Source organism: Pseudomonas sp. K2I15, assembly GCF_002204795.1.
Classification (GTDB): domain Bacteria; phylum Pseudomonadota; class Gammaproteobacteria; order Pseudomonadales; family Pseudomonadaceae; genus Aquipseudomonas.
On sequence record NZ_NIXO01000003.1, the window covers coordinates 162,512 to 183,333 of the forward strand.

A 20,822-nucleotide genomic window follows, 5' to 3' on the forward strand; every position below is an offset into this window, starting at 1 on the left:
CAATGTCCCCTGTTTACAGCCCCAAAAACCCGGCATGCCTTGTGCAATGACCCTGTTCCCGGACTTTAGGCCTCAGTAATCATGCGAGAACCCGCCCCTTACCCGCGACGATCCAGCCCGTTGCTCCTTATCGGCACCGCCGCACTCTGCAGCCTGTTGCTAGGCTGCGGCCAAAGCGGCTCAACCGTCACACGCAGTGACCAGCCGGTAAAAGGCGGCACCCTCGTCTACGCCACCGACCGCGAACCCACATGCCTCGACCCCCACGTGGCCGGCGACATGCCCCAAGTGTTCGTCGCCCAGCAATACCTGGACTCCCTGGTCTCGATGGACGCCGACGGCCGCATCGGCCCCTGGCTCGCCAAAACCTGGGACATATCGCCCGACGGCCTGACCTACACCTTCCACCTGCGCAACGACGTGTACTTCACCGATGGCACCCCGTTCAACGCCGCAGCGGTCAAGGCCAACCTCGACCACATGGCCAACCCCAAGACCCAGTCCAGCACCGCAGGCGGCTACATTCGCCAATACCGCAGCACCGACGTGCTCGACGAATACACCGCAGTGGTGCACCTGGCCACACCTTACGCAGCGTTTCTTGAAGTGTTGGCCCAAGGCTTCCTGGGCATCGAGTCCCCCACAGCGCTACTACGTTCACGCGACGTGAACTGCGAAAGCCCCGTGGGCAGCGGCCCGTTCAAGGTCGTACGCTGGGACCGCCAGAGCCAGGTCGAACTGGTACGCAACCCCGACTACAACTGGGCGCCGCCCACCGCCAAACACCAGGGCCCGGCATGGCTGGACCGCATCGTCTGGAAGTTCATCCAGGAGCCTTCCGTGCGTTTTGCCTCGTTGCAGGCCGGCGAGGTCGACGTGATCGAAGCGTTGCCCCCCGAATCCCACGAGGCCGCCCGACGCAACCCGGACCTGACCCTGGTGATCGCCCAACGCCCCGGTAACCCCACCAACGGCACACTGAACATCACCCGTGCGCCGTTCGATGACCTGCGGGTGCGCGAAGCCTTCGTGCGCAGCTCCGACATCGAGGGCGCGTTGAAGAGCGTGTACTTCAACGAATTCCCCCGCGCCGGCGGACCATTGAGCCCGGCCACGCGCTTCTACAGCCCAGAATTCCAGCACGCCCAGGATTACGACCCGGCACGGGCCGCACAGTTACTCGATCAAGCCGGCTGGACCCAGCGCGACAGCGAAGGCTACCGCACCAAAGACGGCAAGCGCCTGCAAGTCCACGTGGTGATGGGCAACCGCACGTCACCCTCGGAATACACCCTGTGGGAGCAGGTACAGGCCACCACCCGGCAGACCGGCTTCGAGCTGATCGTCGACCAGATGAGTGACGTACAGGCCACCAAACGCCAGGCCGATTGGGACTACGACATTCGCCTGGGCTACTGGAACACCAACACCGCTGACGTGCTGCGGATCATCTTCGGCAGCGAGTTCATTCGCCCCGCAGGCGTGGGTGGTTACCACCAGAACACCGCAGGCTTCAGTGACCCGGCCTTCGACACGCTTATCCAGCAGGCCCTCACCACCCAGGACAGCGAACAGCGCCGGGCCCTGTATTACCAAGCGCAGAAAATCGCTTCCAGCCAGTACCTGCAATTGACCACCTACCCGCAAAGCACGCGGCTGGGTATCTACAAGACCACCCAGGGCGTGCGGCTGGAGCCGTCGCTGGCGGTGACGTATCTCTATGACGCATGGGTGAACAAATGAGCAGCACAACACTTGCCAACCCACGACGCGAGCGCCTGGCCCGGCTCGGCAAGCGTGCGCTGTGGCGCCTTGCCGGCGGAGTGCTGGTGCTCTGGGCGGTGGCCACGCTGACCTTCTTTGCCTTGCGCCTGATGCCCGGTGATCCGGTGCTGGCGATCCTCGGCGGCCCGAGCGGCAACCCCACCGCCGAGACCATCGCCGAAGCCACCCGCGAGTACGGCCTGGACAAGCCACTGGCGGTGCAATACGCGTTGTACCTTGGGCGCCTGGTGCAAGGTGACCTGGGGGTTTCCTATTCCCAGCATCTGCCGGTAACCCGAGTGCTCGCCGAGCAATCCTGGCCGACCCTGGAGCTGACCCTCACGTCTCTGGCACTGGCCTGGGTTCTGGTGCTGGCGCTGACGGTGTTGACTGCCGGGCGCCGGCGCTGGGTTGCCAGCCTGGCCTCGCTCGCCGAAACCCTGGCCGCCGCGCTGCCGCACTTCTGGCTGGGGATTCTGCTGCTGGCGGTGTTTGCATTCGGCCTGCGACTGTTCCCTCCGGCGGGCAGCGATGGCTGGCGCACGCTGGTGCTGCCGTCGTTCGCCCTGGCGATTCCGCTGGCGGGGTTTATCGCCCAGGTCACCCGCGAATCCCTGGATCTGACCCTCGACCAACCCTTCATCCTGACCGCCCGAACCCGTGGCCTGAGTGATTTCAACGTGCGCTTCAAACACGCGTTACGCCACGCCGTACTGCCGGGCATCTCACTGTCGGGCTGGGCCATCGGCGCGCTGATCAGTGGCGCGGTGGTGATCGAAGTAATTTTTTCCCGCAAGGGCCTCGGCCGCCAGTTGTACCAGGCCGTACAGGCACAAGACCTGCCGCTGACCATCGGCATAAGCCTGGTGGTCGCCGCCGGTTATGTGCTGGCCAACATCCTGGTCGACCTGCTGTACCTGTGGGTCGACCCTCGCCAACAGGAGATTCCAGCATGAGCGGCCTGACCCTGGAAACACCGCTGCCCGCGCTGCGGATTCAGCGCATCACCCGCACGCTGCGGCTTGGCCCGCTGTTGGCGATTACCTTTCTGCTGCTGGTGATTGTCGCGGCGCTGGTGCCGCAACTGTTCGCCTACAGCGACCCGCTGGCCATCGTCCCCCGCGATGCGTTTCATTCGCCGAGCTGGGCTCACTGGTTTGGCACCGATCAATCGGGGCGGGACATCTTTTCGCGGGTGATCTACGGCACCCGCCAGTCGTTGTTCATCGGCCTGGCAGCCACGGCGATAGCCATGAGCATCGCCATCGTGCTCGGCCTGCTGGGCGGGCTTGGTGGTGCGCGGGTGGACCGTGGCGTGGGTTGGCTGCTGGAAGTGTTGTTTGCCTTCCCGAGCCTGATTCTGGCGCTGCTGTTCGTGGCGATCTTCGGCAGCGGCATCGGCCCGCTGATCGTCGCTACCGGCCTTGGCAGTGCGCCCGGTTACGCGCGCATGGTCCGTGGCCAGGTGCTGGCGGTACGCAATGCGGGCTACATCGAAGCCGCCCGGGCCCTCGGGCATCCGCCGTCGCGCATCATCCTGCGCCAGTTGCTGCCGAATGCCATGCGCCCGTTGATCGTGACCCTGACCATGGGTGTGGGCCAGGCGATTGTCTGGGCCTCGGCCCTGAGCTTTCTCGGCTTGGGCGCACGTCCGCCCGCGCCGGAGTGGGGGACGATGCTATCCATGGGCCGCGACTTTATCGCGAATGCCTGGTGGCTGACGTTTTTCCCCGGCCTGTTCATTGTGCTGACCACCCTGTCGACCACGGTCACTGGCCGTTACCTGCAACAACGCCTGGAGGGCCGTCTTTCATGAGCGACCAGAAACGCTTGATCGTTGAAGGGCTGTCCATCGAGTTTGCCGGGCAGTCTGTAGTGCGCAACCTGTCTTTCACTCTGGAACCGGGCAAGACCCTGGCGCTGGTGGGTGAGTCCGGTTCAGGCAAAAGCGTCACCGCCCGCAGCCTGATCGGCCTGGCCGGTGGGGGTGCCAAGGTGACAGCGCGCACCTTGAGCTATGACGGTGTGGATTTGCTTAGCCTTTCCGAGCGCGGCTGGCGCCGTTTGCGTGGCAACGGTATCGGCTTCGTATTGCAGGACGCTCTGGTGTCACTCGACCCGTTGCGGCCGGTGGGCAAGGAAATTCTCGAAGTGCTGGAGACCCATTGCTGGGGTGACCGTCGCAGTCGTGGCGAACGTGTCATCGAACTGCTGGACCTGGTCGGCGTACCCGAGCCGAAACTGCGAGCCCGCCAGCGTCCCGATCAACTCTCCGGCGGCCTGCGCCAGCGTGCGCTGATTGCCAGCGCACTCGCGCTGAACCCTGGCCTTGTGATTGCCGATGAACCGACTACTGCGCTGGATGCCACGGTGCAGGCGCAGATTCTGCAAGTGCTGCAACAGATTAAGGCCCGTGGCGATTCGTTGCTGATCATCAGCCATGACCTGGCCGTGGTCGCGCAACTGGCGGATGAAGTGCTCGTTTTGCGCCACGGCGAAGTGGTGGAGCAGGGCCCGATGGATCAGGTGCTGCTCAACCCACGGCACGCGTACACGCGCTCGCTGCTGGATGCGGTGCCCGCCGAACATGCCCGTGGCACACGCCTGTCGCCGGAGCGCAGCACGGCGATAGCGCAGCCACGGCCGGGCGCGGATTCGCCGGTGTTGCTGCGGGCCTCCGGCCTGGGCAAACGTTATATCGGCCCTGATCAACAGTCGCGCCAGGTGGTGGACGACGTCAGCTTCGAGCTGCGCGCCGGCCGCACCTTGGGCATCGTCGGTGAGTCCGGCTCGGGCAAAACCACGGTGGCGCGTATTGCCCTCGGGCTGCTGCAACCGGATGCCGGCGAGGTGCATTTTCTCGACCAGCCATGGGCAGCCGCAGGCACCGAGCGGGTTGAGGAGAAGACTCGACGTTTGCATCGCCGCGACATCAGCGTGATCTATCAGGACCCGCTGAGTTCGTTCGACCCGCGCTGGACGGTAGGGCAGATCCTCAGTGATGCGCTGGACGTCGCCGGTATCGCCGCTGAACAACAAGCGGCCCGCGTGGCGCAGTTGCTCGACCAGGTACGCCTGGCGCCGCAAGTGGCCGAGCGTCGGCCGCTGCAATTGTCGGGCGGGCAACGCCAGCGCGTGGCGATTGCCCGGGCGATTGCCAGCAACCCCAAAGTGATCATCTGTGACGAGCCGGTTTCGGCGCTGGACGTGTCGGTGCAGGCCCAGGTACTGGACCTGCTGGCCGACCTGCAAGCCTCGCTGGGGCTGGCGTACCTGTTTATCTCCCACGACCTTGGAGTGATCCGTCACGTCAGCGACGAGGTGTTGGTAATGCGCCACGGCCAGGTGGTGGAAAGCGCCAGCGTCGAGACGTTGTTTGAATCACCCCAACACGAATACACCCGGCGCCTGCTGGGCGCAGTGCCGCGCCTGCCCGGCAGCGGTACGCAGTTGGTGGTGCCGGCCCTGGAGCCGGAAAACCCCGGCTGGCTGTTTGATGAATCGCGCCTGTGGAAAATCGCCATCTAGACCTGAATCAAGGAATTGCCATGAGTACGTTGTCTGCTGTGCCCAAGCCACCGGTCGTGACGGTGGCTGAATTGAATGCCCGCGCCGACCGCATCCTGCCGCAGATCGCCGCCGGCGCTGCGCAACGCGAGCGCGACCGCCAACTGCCGTATGAGGCCGTGGCGCAGATCGCCAAGGCAGGACTGTTCACCGCACGGATTCCCAAGCGCTTTGGCGGCGCCGGTGGTTCGGTCAAGGACGTGATTGCCTTGCTGATTCGCATCGCCTCGGCCGACTCCAACGTGGCTCAGGCTCTGCGCCCCGGTTTCGGGTTTGTCGAAGGCCTGTTGGCGTCCCGCGCCGAGGGGGCGGAGGAGGAGCGTGAGCGCTGGTTTACGCGCTATCTGCAAGGCGCCGTGATCGGCAACGCGGGCTGGGAAGTCGGCGGTGCCAACGGTTCCATCAGCGCACGCATCGTGCGTGACGGCGAGCACTATCGCGCCTCCGGCAGTAAGTACTACAGCACCGGTTCGTTGTATGCCGACTGGGTCAGTGCCGTTGCCCTGGACGAGAATGATCAGCCGGTGTCGTTCATCCTGCCCCGTGACCGCCAGGGCCTGGAGCTGCTGGACGATTTCGACGCCATGGGCCAGCGCCTGACCGCCAGCGGCACCACCCACCTGCATGATGTGCAGGTGTTGGCCAGCGAGATCCGCACCCGCACCGTCGAGGAAGGCAAACGCACGATTGTCACGCCGTTCCTGCAAGTGTTCCTCGCGGCGGTGCAGGCCGGTATTGCACGCAATGCGCTGAATGATGCGGTGACCTTTGCCAAGGACCATGCACGGCCCATCAAGCACAGCAGTGCCACGCGCTCGGTGGATGATCCATACGTGGAGCTGACCGTGGGCGATGTCTCGGCCCGGGCCTTTACTGCCGAAGCGGTGGTGCTGCACGCGGCTGAGTCCATCGACCGCGCCTGGGCTGCCGATCTCAACGCGGTAGCGGTGGACCAGGCAGCGGTGGATGTCGCCCAGGCGCAGTACATCGCGGCCGAGTCGGCGCTCAAGGCTGCAGAGCTGGTGTTCGACGTGGGTGGCGCCTCCACCACCGGCCGTGCCCATAACCTCGACCGGCACTGGCGCAACGCGCGCACCGTGGCCAACCACAATCCCCGGCACTGGAAGGCAGCGGCCGTGGGCGCCTGGCAACTCAAGGGCACGCCGCCTCCGACATCGGGGCTGTTTTGAACAAAGCCATCGACAATAACCTTTCACACGCCTTGGGCGCGGTGGCCAGCGGTCATTCTCGCCGGGTGCCGATGATCATCGGTTGTGCGTTGTTCATGGAACTGATCGACGCCACGGCGGTGCTGACGGCGCTGCCGCAGATGGCCCAGGATTTCGGCGAGCCCAGTGTGCGCATGAACCTGGTGGTGTCGCTGTACCTGCTGGCGGTGGCGCTGTGCGTGCCGGTCAGCGGCTGGGCGGCTGACCGCTTTGGGCCGCGCCGGGTATTTATCAGCGCGATCGTGCTGTTCACCCTGGCGTCGGTGGCCTGTGCCTGCTCGGGCTCGCTGCTGCAATTGTCCGTGGCGCGCATGGTCCAGGGCGCGGCGGGCGCAATGATGGTGCCGGTGGGGCAGGTGATCCTGCTGCGCTGGTCGGCGCGGGAAAACCTGCTGCGCGCCATGTCGTACCTGACGGTGGCGGCGCTGGTGGGGCCGCTGCTGGGTCCGCCGCTGGGCGGGCTGCTGGTGACGGTGTTGTCGTGGCACTGGATCTTCCTGATCAACGTGCCGATCGGCGTGCTGGGGGTGATCCTGGTGTTGCGCTACATCCCGGATTACTCCGGGGCGCCTGGTCAGCCACTGGATATTCCCGGGCTGTTGCTCAGCGGTGTGGCGTTGGGCGGGCTGGTGTTCGGCTTCGAGGTGTTGGGCCACGGCTTGTTGCCGCGTCAGTGGGCGTTGCTGCTAATTGGAGGCGGGCTGTTGAGTGCCTGGCTGTATGTCCTGCATGCGCGGCGTACGACGCACCCATTGATCGATTTTTCACTGTTGAAAATACCAACCTTTGCGGTGAGCTTCTGGGGCGGCAACCTGATGCGCATCGGCAGTGCGTCACAGCCGTTTTTGCTGGTGCTGCTGTTTCAGCTGTGCTTCGGGCTTAACCCGTTGCAGGCCGGGCTGCTGAGCGTTGCCGGCGGGGTGGGCGCGTTTCTGATGAAGATGCTGGCGGTACGGATCGTCAGCCGCTTTGGCTTCCGGCGTACCTTGATCAGCAATGCCGTACTCACGAGCCTGACCATCCTGGCGTGCAGCCTGTTCGAGGTGTCCACGCCGTACTGGATTGTGGTGCTGGTGCTGTTTGGCAGCGGGATCATTCGCTCGCTGCAGTTCAGCACCCTGGGCGCGCTGACCTACGCCGATGTGCCGCCGGAGCAATCCAGCCGCGCCAGCAGCCTGTCGGCGATGACCATTCAGTTGACCCTGAGTTTATCGGTGGGCATCGCGGCGGCGCTGCTGGGCTTGATCATGGCCGCGCGCGGGCATGCCACGGTCGAGCAAAGCGATATCGCCTGGATCATGGTAGGTGCCGGGTTGTTGTGTGGGTTGTCGGGGTTGGTCTACCGTAGGTTGTCGCCGCAGGCGGGCTCGGCGATATATGCAAAACGCGCAGAGGGTATTTGATGATTCGTACGGCACGTATCGAGGATGCAGGTGACATCGCCTGGGTGCATATTCGCAGTTGGCAGCAGGCTTACCGTGAGTTGATGCCTGCGGATTACCTGGCTTCGCTGGAGGCTACTCAGCCTCGGCGTGAGGCTCTTTGGCGGCAGTCTATTGAGCAGGGAAGTGAAGCTGTTTTTGTCGCGCGGGTGGAGGAGCGTGTGGTGGGCTGGATTGCCGTGAGCCCGAGCCGTGATGAGGATGCGGATTCTGGCAAAACCGGTGAAGTGCAGGCGCTGTATGTGCTTGCCGAGCATTGGGGAACCGGAGTGGGGCGGGCGCTGTGGCTCAAAGGCCTGGAACATCTCGCAGGCCTGGGCCTGGAGACTGCGACGTTGTGGGTGCTGGCTGAAAACCGCCGGGCAATACGCTTTTACCAAAACGCCGGATGGACAGCGCAGGCCGAATCAAGCCGTACCCTTACCCGGGGCGGTCGTGAGCTGGAGGAAGTTCGCTACCAATCCCAAAAGTGACGCTGAACTTGTGGCGAGGGAGCGTGCTCCCGCTGGCCTGCGTAGCAGGCCCATCTTTTAGGGCCGCTTCGCGCTCCCAGCGGGAGCAAGCTCCCTCGCCACAGGGGAATGTTTGTCTGTTTCATGGGGCACAGTTGCAGCCCTTTTTTGCCTGAAAGCTGCGCGGCCACAGGCGTCATTCAGGAATGCCATTGGCCATGAGCTCGTCTTTTTCATTGTTTCGCACCTGGAATGTCCAACATCTGCCGTCGACGCCGGCGGCCTTTGTGCGGCATTTCATCGGTCATTTCAAAGGATGGTACCTGGCCATTTTGCTGCTGCAGATTGCCGCCGTGGTGTGTTCGATTCTGACGCCCTGGGGGCTGGGGCAGATTACCCGAACCGTCAGCAACGGGCTGGAGGCTGAGCGTGCCTTTGAAGTGCTGCAATGGCCGCTGACGCTGCTGAGTGTGCTGCTGGTGTGCCAGGTACTGTTTACCCGTGCATCCGCAGGCTGCCATATCCATGTCTTGCCGTTGCAGCGGCGCACGGTGACGCATGTGGTGTTTGCCTATCTGCAACAGCATTCCCATCGTTTCATCAGCAATGAGTTCGCCGGGGCACTGGCACATCGGGTTGCCGAAATTACCCTCGGCGTTAATCAGACCCTGAGCATTTTGTTGTTCGACCTGATCCCGTTGCTGGTGACGCTGAGCCTGGCCACGGCCTTGCTCTGGACCGCATCGCCGCTGTTGGCGTTGTTCATGGCGGGTTGGTCGGTGGCATTCATCGCCATCTGCTACGTGCTCGCACGCCGCAGTCACCCTCTTGCCCAACAGTATTCGGCAGCGCGCAGCACCAGCACCGGCAAGGTGGTGGATGCGGTCTCCAACCTGGCCAATATCCGTCTGTTTGCGCGCCACGCGTTCGAGCACAGTTACCTCGGCACCTTTCTCGACAAGGAGGTGGCGGCTGCCTATCGATCCTTGGGTTACATGGAGAAAATTCGCTGGTTCCAGGCCAGTTGTGGCGTGGTGCTCAAACTGGGCCTGTTGTTGCTGGCGCTCTACCTGTGGCGCAGTCACCGTATCGACATTGCTGCGTTTGTGATGTCCACCAGCCTGTCGTTATTGATCATCAGCGATGTTGAAAACCTGTCCCGGCGCTTTCTCGAATTCTTCGAAGCCACCGGCAATATCGCCAACGGCGTACGCACGCTGATTCGCCCCCATGAAGTCATCGACCAACCCGGCGCCAAGGCGCTGCAGGTTCAGCGTGGCGATATCGAGTTTCGCGACGTGGGCTTCAGCTACGGCGGTGACCGCTCGATTTTCGAACACCTGAATATCGTCATCCCCGCCGGCCAGAAAGTCGGCCTGGTGGGCGCCTCGGGCTCCGGCAAGTCGACGCTGCTGAGCCTGCTGCTGCGCCTCTACGACGTACAACAAGGCCAGGTGCTGGTGGACGGCAAGGACGTACGCGACGTCACCCAGCATTCGCTGCACCAGCAGATCGGCCTGATTCCCCAGGAACCCGGCCTGTTCCACCGCAGCATTCGCGAAAACATTCATTACGGCCGCCTGGATGCCTCGATGGACGAAGTCGCCGAGGCAATTCACCGCGCTGGCGCCAGTGAGTTTATCGACAGCATGGAGCACGGCTACGAATCGCTGGTGGGCGAGCGTGGTGTGAAGTTGTCCGGTGGCCAGCGCCAGCGCATTGCGATCGCCCGGGTGTTGCTGAAGAACGCGCCGATCCTGGTGATGGATGAAGCCACCTCCAGCCTGGACTCGATCACCGAGCGCTTCATCCAGGACAAGCTCGACGAAATCATGGAAGACAAGACCGTGCTGGTGGTCGCGCACCGGCTGTCCACCGTGGCCCACCTGGACCGGATCCTGGTGTTCGACAATGGCCGGGTAATCGAGGACGGCAGCCACGCACAGCTGCTGCGCCAGGGCGGGCAATATGCGCGGTTGTGGAGTCGCCAGTTCAGCGATGCGCTGGATGAAGTGGCGCTGTGATCAAGCGGCGTACCGGGTACGCCGTGTCTTGAGGTTCAGATGGACAGGTGCAGCACTCGTTCATCCTTGGCGGTGGCCAGCGGGCGGCGCTTGTTGACCTTCAGCTCACCCAAATTGATGAGTAAGGTGCGGGTCACGTTGCGGCTCAGTCCCAGCAGCTCGGCGGTGTGCACCTGGTTGTGGTGGCAGAGCCGGTAGGCGGCGGTCAGCAGGCTGCGTTCAACCTGTTCGTGGAGGTTGTCGATCTGCTCTTCGAACAGCCGCTGGAACGCCTGGTCGAGCAAGTCATGGGCCGTGGTGCTGTCCTCCTGGCGCTCGATACGCAGGTTGGACATGCGCAAGTCATCGGCCTGGATCACGCCGTCGCGGCAGATCAGCAAGGTGTGGTGGATGACGTTTTCCAGCTCGCGGATATTCCCCGGCCAACTGTAGGTGGCCAGCCGTTGCTCGGCTTCCTTGCTCAAGATGATCTCGCCATAGCCGAGGCGGCGGGTGTAGGTGTCGATAAAATACTGCACCAGCGGCAGGATATCGCCGGGGCGTTCCCGCAGCGGGCTGAGTTCGAGGTTGACCACGTTCAGGCGGTAGAACAGGTCCTCGCGAAAATGCCCGGCGTTGATCGCTTTTTCCAGCTGCACGTTGGTCGCCGCCAGCACTCGCACATTGATCGGAATGCTTTTGCGCGAACCCAGGCGCACCACTTCACGCTCCTGCAACACGCGCAGCAGCTTGACCTGGATCGACATCGGCAGGTCGCCGATTTCATCCAGGAACAGCGTGCCGCCGTTGGCTTCTTCAAACCAGCCGGCCTTGGCGCTGAGGGCACCGGTGAAGGCGCCTTTCTCGTGGCCGAACAGTTCGGCTTCCACCAAAGATTCGGAAAACGCGCCGCAATTCACCGCCACGAACGGCTGTGCCTTGCGGCCGCTGAGGTTGTGAATGTGGCGCGCCACCAGCTCTTTGCCGGTGCCGGTTTCACCGATGATCAGCACGCTGGCTTCGCTCGGCGCGACTTGTTGCACATGCTTGAGCAAGGCCTTGGACCTGGGGTCTTCAAACACCTGCGCGGTGGCGCGGATGGAGGTGGCAAGGGCGGGTGAGGGCGGTAAGGTCAGCAGTTGCATGGTTATCCCTTTGAATAAAAGATCAGGAATAAAACGTCGGGATGGGCGGGGTACGGTTAAGTGCCCACTCGCCCAGTTCATGAAGTTTGTAGTCCAGCGGGTCATGCAGGCTCTGGGTGCGCAAATTGCGCCAGTGCCTGTCGAGTGCCACCGAGGCGTTGGTAGCCCGCGCGCCGGTGACCTCGAAGACCTTGCTACACAACTCCAGGCCATTGCGGCTGGCGGCGACTTTGGCAGTGGCGATGGCAATGGCAACTTCGCCGCGTTCCTCGCTGGTCAGCGCCGGGCCCTTGGCCCATGCCGCGTCCAGCACCTGACCTGCGCGTTCTACCAGCAGGCGGGTGCTTTGCAGCGCCACCCAGAAATCGCCGTAGTGGCTGAGGATGTAAGGGTCCTGGCTGCTGTGGGTGGCGCTGGAGCGGAACCATGGACGGGCTTCTTCCTGGGTGTATTGGCGCGCTTCTTCGAACGCGCCCTCGGCGATCCCGAGGAAGATATTGGCGAAGTGCAGCTGCGCAATCAGCGGGCGCAGGCAGGCGAACGGCGTGCTCAGCGGGCCTGGGTCCAGCAGCAGGTCGGACTCTTCCACGCGCACGCGCTTGAAGGTCACGCTGCCGCTGTCGGTCTGGCGCTGGCCCATGTTGTTCCAGTCGTTGTGCAGGATGATCCCGCTGCGGGCGCTGGGGATCGCCGCGATCAGCAACTTGCCGCCGGCGGTTTCATCAATGGCCGAGGCGATCAGCATCTCTGAGTCGTTGGCGCCGGAGCAGAAGTTTTTCTGCCCCGAAAATTCTCGCCAGCCCGTGTGGCGCTTGACCACCGTGCGCGTGTCCAGCGGGTTCAGGGTGTTGCCCCAGAACCAGTTGTTGCTGGCGGTCAGGCTGAACCAGGTTTGCCACTGCGCCGGGGTGGCGAACAACCTGACGGTGGCGAGCATCAGGTGATGAAAGCCGAATACGTGGGCGATCGAGCTGTCGACCCGGGCGAATTCGCGCACCACTTCGAAGGTGTCCGACCAGTCGGCGTCCAGCCCGCCAAATTGTCCAGGAATGCTCAGGGACAGCAGGCCGCTGCTGCGCAGCTTGTCGCGTTCGGCTTTGGGCGTGCCGCCGGTGGCATCCCGGTCGACGGCGGTGCGGGCGAACTCGGTCGCCAGGTCACGGGCAATCTCCAGTGGCGTCCTGCGGGTGCAGAGTAAGTTGACCGTCACGCGTGAATACCTCGTTGCTTAATCGTCGAGTGTGCTCGAACTGATTTGTTTCAATAGTCAATTGATTGAGCAAGACCCATACCAAGTAACGATGGGCCGATAACTTGCGCCTTCTTATGGGCGTGCAGGAATAGACAGTGTCGGATACGCAACTTTTGTTGGTGGGCTGTCGGGATTTGAACAGTTTCGTCCGGAGCCCGTATGGCGGGCCTTTCGTTATGCTTTTATCGCTTAAACATATAATTTATTGTGATTTTTAAGCGTTGTTTGGAATCGAACATTTCACCAGCAAAGTGTTGCGCCTGTGGCGGTTAAATAGGTGTTTGGTCCCGTATTTATTGATGTTTTGACGTGGCACGAACCCTGCAAAGTTGGAAGTAGAGCGCGACTATACGAATAGATGCTCCCACTAATTCGAGACCCCAGGAGTATTTAATTCATGCGGCAACTGTTTGAACCACGCGCTCGCTTTTTTGAGTCACTGGCCACCGCTTCCAGCCTTGGCGTGCTGTTGATGCTGGTAAACGGCGCGGCATTCGCCGCCCAGGCCGACCCTACTTTGGCCACGGTGGTGGTCACCGGCGCCGAAGCCACCGAAGCGCAAAAGGCCGAAAAGCAGCTGGCCAAGGTGCCGGGAAAAACCGCAGTGATCGACAACCGCAAAATCGAGCAGGGCCGTGCGGCGAATGCCGAGGACGTGCTGGCGTTGCAGCCGGGCGTATTCGCCCAGGCCACCAGCGGTTCGGGCGCCAACAAGATTTCGATCCGTGGTTCGGGCCTCAACACCTTTTATCAAGGCTATGTGCTGGGGATTAAATTCCTCTACGACGGCCTGCCGTTGACCGGCCCGGGCGGCACCCAGGAAGACATGCTGGACATGGCCTCCGTGGACCACACCGAGGTGCTCTACGGCGCCAATGCCTTCCGTTATTCGGCCCTGTCACTGGGCGGCGCGATCAACTTCGTGAGCAAGACCGGCCGCACCGATCCGGGCAACTACGCACGCTTCGAAGCCGGCAGCTTCGGCTATCGCAAGCAGCAACTGAGCACCGGTGGCGTGGAAGGCGACAACGACTACTACGTCAGCATCCAGCACAACGAGCGCGAGGGTTATCAGGACAATACGCCCAACAAGGGCCAGGGGATCGTCGCCAACTTCGGCCACGTGTTCAGCCCGCAACTGGAGACGCGCTTCTACATTCGCTACAAGGAAGAAACCCTGAGCCAGGGCAACACCCTGACCAAGTACCAACTCAAACACGACCCCACGAGCAACCTCGTGCCCATCGGGCGCAAGAAGGACGGCTCGACCCTGCTGGGCAGCACCACCACCTACACCTTCGACGACAATGCCAAGCTCGAAGTCGGCCTGGGCTACAACGATTACCCGCTGGACAACGGCTGGCGCTATTCAGCAACACCTCAGGAATGGCGCTCCCAGGACGTCAACCTGACCCTGCGCTACCTGCGCACCGCCGACACCTTCTTCGGCCTGCGCAGCGACAGCAGCGTGACCTTCAGCAACACCCTGGCGTACCTGGCCGATGTGAAATCCCACAGCAAGGCCACCGGCATCACCCAGCAGAAAACCAACTACACCGGCTCGCGCGACACGGTGTTTTCCCTCGGCAACGAACTGCAACTGGGGGATCGCACCTGGCTGTCTACCGGGCTGTCGCTGATCGATATCAAGCGCAAGGCGCAGATCGAATACAGCACCAGCACCAACACCAGCGCGTTTCCCAGTGGCGTTGAATACGACGAGACTGACGTCGCCCCGCGCATCGGCCTGCGCTATCAGTTAACCCCGGAATTCGAAGTGTTCGGCAACGTCAGCCGCTCGGTGGATCCACCGGTCACCTGGCAGTTGGGCAGCACCGGCACCCCTTATATCCGCGATGTACGGCCACAAAAAGCCAACACCGTGGAGTTCGGTATTCGTGGCGGTCACGGTATTTTCGACGGCAGCCTGACGGTCTACCGCTCGTGGGTGCAGAAAGAGCTGCTGTCGGTGGTGGTGCGCCAGGCAACCGCTACCCAGGACCAGTTGGTCGCCACCTCCAACGGCAGCGCGACGATTCACCAAGGCATCGAAGCCGGCTTGAACGCGCAACTGTGGGATGGCGGCAATGGCGACACCGTGACCCTGCGCCAGGCCTACACCTTCAACGACTTCCACTACCGCAATGACTCAGTATTCGGCGACAACCAACTGCCGGGCCTGCCGCGCCAGGTCTACCAGGCCGAGCTGGAATATCGCCAGGGCAGTGGCTTCTATGCGCAGCTCAACGCCCGGGCGGCGTCCAGCTATTACGTCGACTTCGCCAACTCCCTGAGCGCGCCGTCCTATACGTTGTGGGGCGCGAAGGTGGGCTACGAAGCCCCGAGCAAGAAGTGGGAAGTGTTCGTTGATGCGCGCAACCTGACCAACAAGCGCTACGCCACGGCCACCAACACCGCGTATGACGCCAAGGGCCAGGACTCGGCCAACTTCTATGTGGGGGATGCGTTTAACGTGACCACGGGCGTTGCGTTTCACTTCTGACCGCGACAGCAACCCACTGTAGGAGCGAGCTTGCTCGCGAAAAACGTCAACGATAACGTGTACCCTCTGAATTGATGCGGTGTCCTCGGCTTTTTCGCGAGCAAGCTCGCTCCTACAGAGGCGCTTAGTTGTGTGGCCGTTGCTTGGTCGAATCCAGCTCGGCCGTTTTACCGGTGCTGACCTCGGTGATCTGCGCCGGCTTCACACCACTTCGCAGCGGCCGGAAAATTTCACAGCGTTTCGCACAGGGAAGGGATGGTGTTCAGGACGAATCAAGGGAAAAGCCGCTTTGCCGGGGTTTTCATCAGCCGCAATTTTTCACTTTTATGGCTGGGCCAGGCGCTCTCGTCCTTCGGCGAGTTTGTTTTAGAGAGCACGATCATCGTCTGGCTGGTGACGGACCTGTTCCGTGACAACACCTTTCTACCCAGTGCCGTTGGCCTGGCGGTGGCGGCATCGGCGATCCCTCGGGTGCTGGTGGCGCCATTGGCGGGTGCCTGGGTCGACCGCCTGACGCCGCTCTACGTGATGATCACCGCAGACGCTATCCGGGTGATCAACTTCCTGATCTTTATCCTGATCTATTCACTGTCCGGCCTCGGCCAGATGCAGGTGTTCGCCGGCGTGCTGCTGTTACTGGTGATGAACAGCAGCGCCGCGCAGTTCTTCAACCCGTCCCGCCAGGCGATCATGCAAGTGATCATTCCCGCTGAGCGCCGGGTGGAAGCCTCGGCCAAGACGATGTTTTCCCTGACGGGCATTTCGGTGCTGTCAGCCTCCGTGGGCCCGGCCTTGTTTGTGTGGGTGGGGCCGATCTGGGCGTTGCTGATCAATGTACTGGCCTTCAGTTGTTCGGCGTTGTGCCTCGTGGCCACCCGCGGCCTGGGTGCTGCGTTGCCGGTAGAGCGCGCTTCGTTTTGGGGGAGCTTGGTCGCTGGCCTGCGGTTTTCCTGGGGCCACCCGTCGATTCGAACCCTGCTGACTGGCGTGGCGTTGTACGGATTTTCCCTCGGCATCAACAACGTCGTGTTGTCCTTGTATGCCTTCAAGACCCTGGGCCTGAGCCCGCGTGAATATGGCGTGGTCCTCGCCGCATTCCCCATCGGCGGGCTGGTGGCGGCATTACTGGTGCGGCCGCTGTTGAAGGCATTGAGCATTCGCCGGGCGTTTACCGTTGCGCTGCTGTGCCTGGGGTTAAGCTACCTGGGCTACGCGTCGCATCCTCCGTTTTATCTGGCCTGGGCGCTGATGTTCTGCTGCGGGGTGTGCTTTTCGGTGTTCGCCATGGTTCAGGGGCCGATGCTGCAAGAGGCCGTGCCGGCGGGCTATATGGGCCGGGTCTGCGCGACGGTGACGCCGGTGTTGGCCATTGCTTCGCTGACCGGCACGCTGGTGTGCTCCCAGACGATCAACCTTGCGCAGGGTGTTGTGGGGGATGTCTACGGCGGTTACATCTTTATCGCGGCGGGCTTGCTGCTGACGGGCGGCGGGTTGATGCTGCTCGGTGAGCGTGCCGGTAAACACCGGGTCGCCTACTCAAAGTGATTCACCCGCATCCAGTTTGGCCAGCAGCCTCTGGCCACGGTTCCACAGCGCGTCCTGCTTGGCTTCAGGCATGCGGTCGAGATTTTTATACAGCATGGCCATGCGTTGATTGCCCCGCAGCAGGTCGCCGTGGCGCATCAGGAAGTGCCAGTAAAGCGAATTGAACGGGCAGGCATTGTCCGCGGTGCTTTCAGTGACTTTGTAGGCACAGCCTCGGCAGTAGTCCGACATGCGCTTTATGTATTGGCCACTGGCGCAGTAAGGTTTGGAACCCAGGTAGCCACCGTCGGCGTGCATCACCATGCCCAGGGTGTTGGGCAGCTCGACCCAGTCGAAAGCGTCCATGTAGATCGCCAGGTACCACTCGCATATCTGTCTGGGTACGATCCCGGCCAGCAGCGCGAAATTGCCGGTGACCATCAGCCGCTGGATATGGTGGGCGTACGCATGTTTCAGACTTTGGCCGATCGCCTGGCGCATGCAGTTCATTTGCGTCTCGCCCGTCCAGTAGAACTCCGGCGGCGGGCGGGTGTTGCCGAATGAATTGCCGGCCGCGTAGTCCGGCATCTTCAGCCAGTAGACGCCGCGCACGTATTCACGCCAGCCAATCAGTTGGCGGATAAAACCTTCGGCCGCATTCAGTGCAATGCTGCCCGACCAATAGGCCGCCTCCACATCGCTGCACAGCCGGCGCAGATCCAGCAGGCCGATGTTCAGCGCCGCACTGATGCGAGCGTGAAACAGAAACGGTTCGTCGCTGGCCATGGCGTCCTGGTAGTCGCCGAACCCCGCCAGGCCGTAATCCAGAAAGTAATCCCAGAGTGCCTGGGCGTCGGCGTGGGTCACCGGGTAGTCGAAAGTGTCGAGGGCGCCGTAGTGACTGCTGAAGTGTTTAGCCACCAGCGCCAGCACGTCCTGGGTGATTGAGTCCGAGCCAAAACGCGCCGGGTAGGGCGCTTTGGTGCCCTTGGGCAGTGCCTTGCGGTTGTCTGCATCAAAGTTCCAGGCGCCGCCGACCGGCGTACCGTCGCCGTTGAGCAACAGCCCGCTCTTGCGGCGCATCTCCCGGTAGAAGAACTCCATGCGCAGCTGCTTTTTGCCGTTTGCCCAGGCTGCGAATTCGTCACGGCTGCACAGGAATCGGCTGTCGGCATGCCACTGGATCGGTAAGCCGCAGTCCTTCAGGGATTGCTCCAGGCGCCAGTCACCGCATTCGGTCAGGTGCAGTTCGTGCGCTTGCATCAGCGATTGCCAGCGCCTTAACTCGCCGGGTACCGAGCCGGTATTTTGCGGGTCATCCAGGCTGACGTACTGCACCCGAACGCCACGCTGCTGCAATGCCTGGGCAAAATGGCGCATGGCGCTGAAGATCAGGGCGATTTTCTGCGGATGGTGGGGCACATGGCTGGCTTCCTCCATGACCTCGACCATCAAGACCGCGTCGCGTTGGTTATCCAGCCCATTTAACGAGGCCAGGTCAAACGACAACTGGTCGCCCAGGACCAGGCACAGCCGGTGAGTCTCATGCATTGATTCAGTTGGCCTCTTGGGCGGACTGGCGGCGGAAGAACAACGTCACCTGGCCCACTTCGACGCCCAACTTGGACATGCTGGAGCGATTGATCAGTGTGTCTTCGTCCATCAGGTACATCCAGTCGTCCAGGCTCACTTCGTACACGGAGCCATCGACCGGCAGGTTCAGAATGTAGCGCCAGCGCAACGCGTTGCCGGCCACTTCGCCCTTGGCTTCACCCACTACATCATCAGCACGACCGCGCCAGTGGCCCGGGCCGTCGGGGGTGAGGGTCCAGACACGCCGCTGGCGAGTACCGTCGCTGTATAGAAAGCGTTCGTCGAGAATCAGGTTCTCACCCTCGCGGCGGCTGGCGATATTCACCTCGAAGCGCTTGGCGACTTCCCCGGAGCGTTTCTCGAATATTCCCCAGGCTTTAACGGGTTTGCTGAAGAAGCGCACCAGGTCCAGTTGCGGTTGTTGGTCGGCATAGTGTTTTACATCCACGCTGCCACAACTGCACAGACCGAGAACCAAGGCCAGCGAAACCAATAGACGGGTCATTGCATTTCTCCCTGAGCGGGCGTGATACAGAGGAAGCTTCGATACTTGTACAGAATTATAAGTTTGTACAGGTTTTTAGGAGGCTATCCGCTACTGTCCTGCACATTTATGGGCCTTGCCCTGAGCCATTTGGTAGCACATTCCTGCAACGCGCTTTCGCGCAATGGCCGCGGCGGCCCACCAACTTCATCTGAATCAATCGCTTGAATCTCTTGCCGTGCACTTGGCACGCAAACTGCTTTTTTGCATCTGTGGATAATTGGATACAAAAATTCAAAAGGTGCTGCCGATGCAATTCGCTCCCGCTTACGTTGAACGCCAGCCGCTGACCGCCGAGGAGGAGGCCTATGCCTTCCTGCTGGACGCGATTTGCAGTGGCCGCTACCGCAAGGGCGACCGGTTGATCGCCGAAGACATTGCCAGCGAGATCGGCATGAGCCGCATGCCGGTGCGCGAAGCCTTTCGCCGCCTCGATGCCCAGGGCCTGGTGACCCTGCGGCCCAACCGTGGGGCGATTGTCAGTGGCCTGGATATTGACGAATTGCACGAAGTCTTCGAGATGCGCAGCGCCCTCGAAGGCCTGGCGGTGCGCGTGGCGGTCGGCCGGATCGGCGAGCGCCAACTGGCCGCGCTGGAGCGGCTGCTGGACGAGATGGATGACTACCGCGATGAAAGCGCCGAGTGGGTCAGCCGGCATCGTGCCTTTCATGAATACCTGTGCAGCCTCAGCGGCCGCCCGCGCCTGATGAAGCAAATCTCGGCGCTGTATTCGCTGGTGGAAGCGCCCATGCGCCTGTGGTTGCAGCACGGTGAGAAACCCCTCAGCGCCCGCCAGGAACACGCGGTGATCCTTGATGCGATCCGTGCCGGTGACGCCGACCGCGCCGAAGCCGTGGTACGCGAACACATCGAAGGCACCGTGCCGGCGCTGATCCAGTTCCTGCAATCGGAAAAATAGAAGCGGGCCCGAGCCCGACCGTGTTTTGACGTTGAGTCCTGCCCCCGTTGTTCAACGAACTGGAGTGTCTGGTCATGCATAAACGCCGCGCCTTGCTGGTCGCCGTATCCCTGGGCCTTTGCACACCATGGGCCTTTGCTGCGCCCCAGGTGCCGGAGCGCCTGCAGAAGGTCGATAAATTGGTGTATTGCTCGGGGATGGATTCACCGCCCCTGGTGTCCTTCGACGAAACACAGAAACCCCGGGGACTGACCGTCGACCTGGGCCTGGAAATCGCCAAGCGGCTGGGGAACAAACAGGTGCAGTGGCGGGTGATCCCGTTCTCCGGGCTGGTGCCGGCCCTGTTGGCCCAGCAGTGCGACATGATCGTCGACCAGTTGTTCGACAAGCCCGAGCGCCGGCAAGTGATCGACATCGTCAACTACATGTATTCCAGCCAGTCGGTGGTGGTGCCCAAGGGTAACCCCAAGGGCATCCAGGCGCTGGATGACCTGTCCGGGCACAAGGTTGCGGTGCTCAACGGTTCCACCATCAAGACCCTGCTCGACGCGCAGAATGACAGCCTGGCCAAGGCCGGCAAGCCGCCCATGAAACTGGTGGTGTACAACACCGACACCGATGCCTTCCAGGCACTGCGCATCAACCAGGTGGACGCCTATGGCACCACCGTGGAAACCGCCGGCTACTACGCCGCGATGGCCCCGGAGCTGTTCCAGGAAGGCGTGCCGGCGTTCAGCCGGATCCTCACTGGCCTGGGCATTCGCAAGGATGACCCGCAACTCAGCGCCGCCGTGCAGCAAGTGGTCAGCGACATGCGCAGCGACGGCAGCTACGTCCAGTTGTTGAACAAGTGGCACGTGAGCAGCGACACACTCGACTGAGGCA

Annotated in this window: 16 protein-coding genes and 1 pseudogene; 12 read left to right on the plus strand and 5 right to left on the minus strand. The window is 62.3% G+C overall.

Features of this window, described 5'->3' with window-relative positions; translation table 11 throughout:
* The first annotated feature begins 81 nt into the window (after positions 1 to 81).
* From CEC48_RS04280 to CEC48_RS04315, 8 genes are all read left to right on the plus strand, one after another.
* A complete protein-coding gene (locus CEC48_RS04280) occupies positions 82 to 1,743 on the plus strand; it encodes an ABC transporter substrate-binding protein (RefSeq protein ID WP_088422610.1) in 1,662 nt (553 codons plus the stop codon).
* Positions 1,740 to 2,720: an ABC transporter permease gene (locus tag CEC48_RS04285; protein WP_088422643.1), complete on the plus strand. Its 981-nt coding sequence runs from the start codon at positions 1,740 to 1,742 to the stop codon at positions 2,718 to 2,720. Before CEC48_RS04280 ends, CEC48_RS04285 begins: the two co-directional genes overlap by 4 nt.
* Positions 2,717 to 3,580: an ABC transporter permease gene (locus CEC48_RS04290; RefSeq protein WP_088422611.1), complete on the plus strand. Its 864-nt coding sequence runs from the start codon at positions 2,717 to 2,719 to the stop codon at positions 3,578 to 3,580. The genes CEC48_RS04285 and CEC48_RS04290 overlap by 4 nt, the downstream gene beginning before the upstream one ends.
* The gene (locus CEC48_RS04295; protein WP_088422612.1) at positions 3,577 to 5,292 is read left to right on the plus strand and encodes an ABC transporter ATP-binding protein; all 1,716 of its coding nucleotides are present in this window, start codon (positions 3,577 to 3,579) and stop codon (positions 5,290 to 5,292) included. Before CEC48_RS04290 ends, CEC48_RS04295 begins: the two co-directional genes overlap by 4 nt.
* 20 nt (positions 5,293 to 5,312) lie before the next feature.
* On the plus strand, positions 5,313 to 6,521 hold the full coding sequence (locus CEC48_RS04300) for an acyl-CoA dehydrogenase family protein (protein WP_088422613.1): 1,209 nt from the start codon (positions 5,313 to 5,315) through the stop codon (positions 6,519 to 6,521).
* Positions 6,518 to 7,963 (plus strand): MFS transporter, encoded by a 1,446-nt coding sequence (locus tag CEC48_RS04305; protein WP_088422614.1) that lies wholly within the window; start codon positions 6,518 to 6,520, stop codon positions 7,961 to 7,963. The genes CEC48_RS04300 and CEC48_RS04305 overlap by 4 nt, the downstream gene beginning before the upstream one ends.
* Positions 7,963 to 8,475, plus strand: coding sequence for a GNAT family N-acetyltransferase (locus CEC48_RS04310; RefSeq protein WP_088422615.1), 513 nt, complete (start codon positions 7,963 to 7,965; stop codon positions 8,473 to 8,475). Before CEC48_RS04305 ends, CEC48_RS04310 begins: the two co-directional genes overlap by 1 nt.
* A gap of 197 nt (positions 8,476 to 8,672) precedes the next feature.
* On the plus strand, positions 8,673 to 10,478 hold the full coding sequence (locus tag CEC48_RS04315) for an ABC transporter ATP-binding protein (protein ID WP_088422616.1): 1,806 nt from the start codon (positions 8,673 to 8,675) through the stop codon (positions 10,476 to 10,478).
* 35 nt (positions 10,479 to 10,513) lie between these two features.
* On the opposite strand, the gene CEC48_RS04320 is transcribed toward CEC48_RS04315, so the two are convergent.
* Both CEC48_RS04320 and CEC48_RS04325 read right to left on the minus strand, forming a co-directional pair.
* Entirely contained in the window at positions 10,514 to 11,602 is a 1,089-nt protein-coding gene (locus CEC48_RS04320) for a sigma-54-dependent Fis family transcriptional regulator (RefSeq protein WP_088422617.1), read from the minus strand.
* A gap of 22 nt (positions 11,603 to 11,624) precedes the next feature.
* A complete protein-coding gene (locus CEC48_RS04325) occupies positions 11,625 to 12,812 on the minus strand; it encodes an acyl-CoA dehydrogenase family protein (RefSeq protein WP_088422618.1) in 1,188 nt (395 codons plus the stop codon).
* A gap of 439 nt (positions 12,813 to 13,251) precedes the next feature.
* Here CEC48_RS04325 and CEC48_RS04330 point away from each other — a divergent pair, with 439 nt between their 5' ends.
* Both CEC48_RS04330 and CEC48_RS04335 read left to right on the plus strand, forming a co-directional pair.
* Positions 13,252 to 15,357, plus strand: a complete 2,106-nt coding sequence (locus CEC48_RS04330) for a TonB-dependent receptor domain-containing protein (RefSeq protein WP_088422619.1) — start codon at positions 13,252 to 13,254, stop codon at positions 15,355 to 15,357.
* A gap of 258 nt (positions 15,358 to 15,615) precedes the next feature.
* On the plus strand, positions 15,616 to 16,902 hold the full coding sequence (locus tag CEC48_RS04335; RefSeq protein ID WP_176438663.1) for an MFS transporter: 1,287 nt from the start codon (positions 15,616 to 15,618) through the stop codon (positions 16,900 to 16,902).
* A 595-nt stretch (positions 16,903 to 17,497) separates the two neighbouring features.
* Here CEC48_RS04335 and CEC48_RS32060 read toward each other — a convergent pair.
* The 3 genes and pseudogenes from CEC48_RS32060 to CEC48_RS04345 all read right to left on the minus strand — a co-directional run bounded on the left by CEC48_RS32060 (position 17,498) and on the right by CEC48_RS04345 (position 18,979).
* A complete protein-coding gene (locus CEC48_RS32060; RefSeq protein WP_371917741.1) occupies positions 17,498 to 17,587 on the minus strand; it encodes a zinc ribbon domain-containing protein in 90 nt (29 codons plus the stop codon).
* A 176-nt stretch (positions 17,588 to 17,763) separates the two neighbouring features.
* Positions 17,764 to 18,432 (minus strand): annotated as a pseudogene (locus CEC48_RS32065) (cryptochrome/photolyase family protein); the annotation flags it as partial.
* A gap of 4 nt (positions 18,433 to 18,436) precedes the next feature.
* Positions 18,437 to 18,979 (minus strand): DUF3833 domain-containing protein, encoded by a 543-nt coding sequence (locus CEC48_RS04345; RefSeq protein ID WP_088422622.1) that lies wholly within the window; start codon positions 18,977 to 18,979, stop codon positions 18,437 to 18,439.
* A gap of 289 nt (positions 18,980 to 19,268) precedes the next feature.
* On the opposite strand from CEC48_RS04345, the gene CEC48_RS04350 reads away from it, so the two are divergent.
* Complete coding sequence (locus CEC48_RS04350) at positions 19,269 to 19,937, plus strand: GntR family transcriptional regulator (protein WP_088422623.1); 669 nt, start codon at positions 19,269 to 19,271, stop codon at positions 19,935 to 19,937.
* A 74-nt stretch (positions 19,938 to 20,011) separates the two neighbouring features.
* Positions 20,012 to 20,818 (plus strand): ABC transporter substrate-binding protein, encoded by an 807-nt coding sequence (locus CEC48_RS04355; RefSeq protein WP_088422624.1) that lies wholly within the window; start codon positions 20,012 to 20,014, stop codon positions 20,816 to 20,818.
* Positions 20,819 to 20,822: the final 4 nt, after the last annotated feature.

Coding starts and splice junctions, on each gene's coding strand:
- CEC48_RS04330 (WP_088422619.1), top strand. CDS start 13,252: ATGCGGCAACTGTTTGAACCACGCGCTCGCTTTTTTGAGTCACTGGCC.
- CEC48_RS04300 (WP_088422613.1), top strand. CDS start 5,313: ATGAGTACGTTGTCTGCTGTGCCCAAGCCACCGGTCGTGACGGTGGCT.
- CEC48_RS04315 (WP_088422616.1), top strand. CDS start 8,673: ATGAGCTCGTCTTTTTCATTGTTTCGCACCTGGAATGTCCAACATCTG.
- CEC48_RS04285 (WP_088422643.1), top strand. CDS start 1,740: ATGAGCAGCACAACACTTGCCAACCCACGACGCGAGCGCCTGGCCCGG.
- CEC48_RS04295 (WP_088422612.1), top strand. CDS start 3,577: ATGAGCGACCAGAAACGCTTGATCGTTGAAGGGCTGTCCATCGAGTTT.
- CEC48_RS04280 (WP_088422610.1), top strand. CDS start 82: ATGCGAGAACCCGCCCCTTACCCGCGACGATCCAGCCCGTTGCTCCTT.
- CEC48_RS04310 (WP_088422615.1), top strand. CDS start 7,963: ATGATTCGTACGGCACGTATCGAGGATGCAGGTGACATCGCCTGGGTG.
- CEC48_RS04320 (WP_088422617.1), bottom strand. CDS start 11,602: ATGCAACTGCTGACCTTACCGCCCTCACCCGCCCTTGCCACCTCCATC.
- CEC48_RS04290 (WP_088422611.1), top strand. CDS start 2,717: ATGAGCGGCCTGACCCTGGAAACACCGCTGCCCGCGCTGCGGATTCAG.
- CEC48_RS04345 (WP_088422622.1), bottom strand. CDS start 18,979: ATGACCCGTCTATTGGTTTCGCTGGCCTTGGTTCTCGGTCTGTGCAGT.
- CEC48_RS04350 (WP_088422623.1), top strand. CDS start 19,269: ATGCAATTCGCTCCCGCTTACGTTGAACGCCAGCCGCTGACCGCCGAG.
- CEC48_RS04355 (WP_088422624.1), top strand. CDS start 20,012: ATGCATAAACGCCGCGCCTTGCTGGTCGCCGTATCCCTGGGCCTTTGC.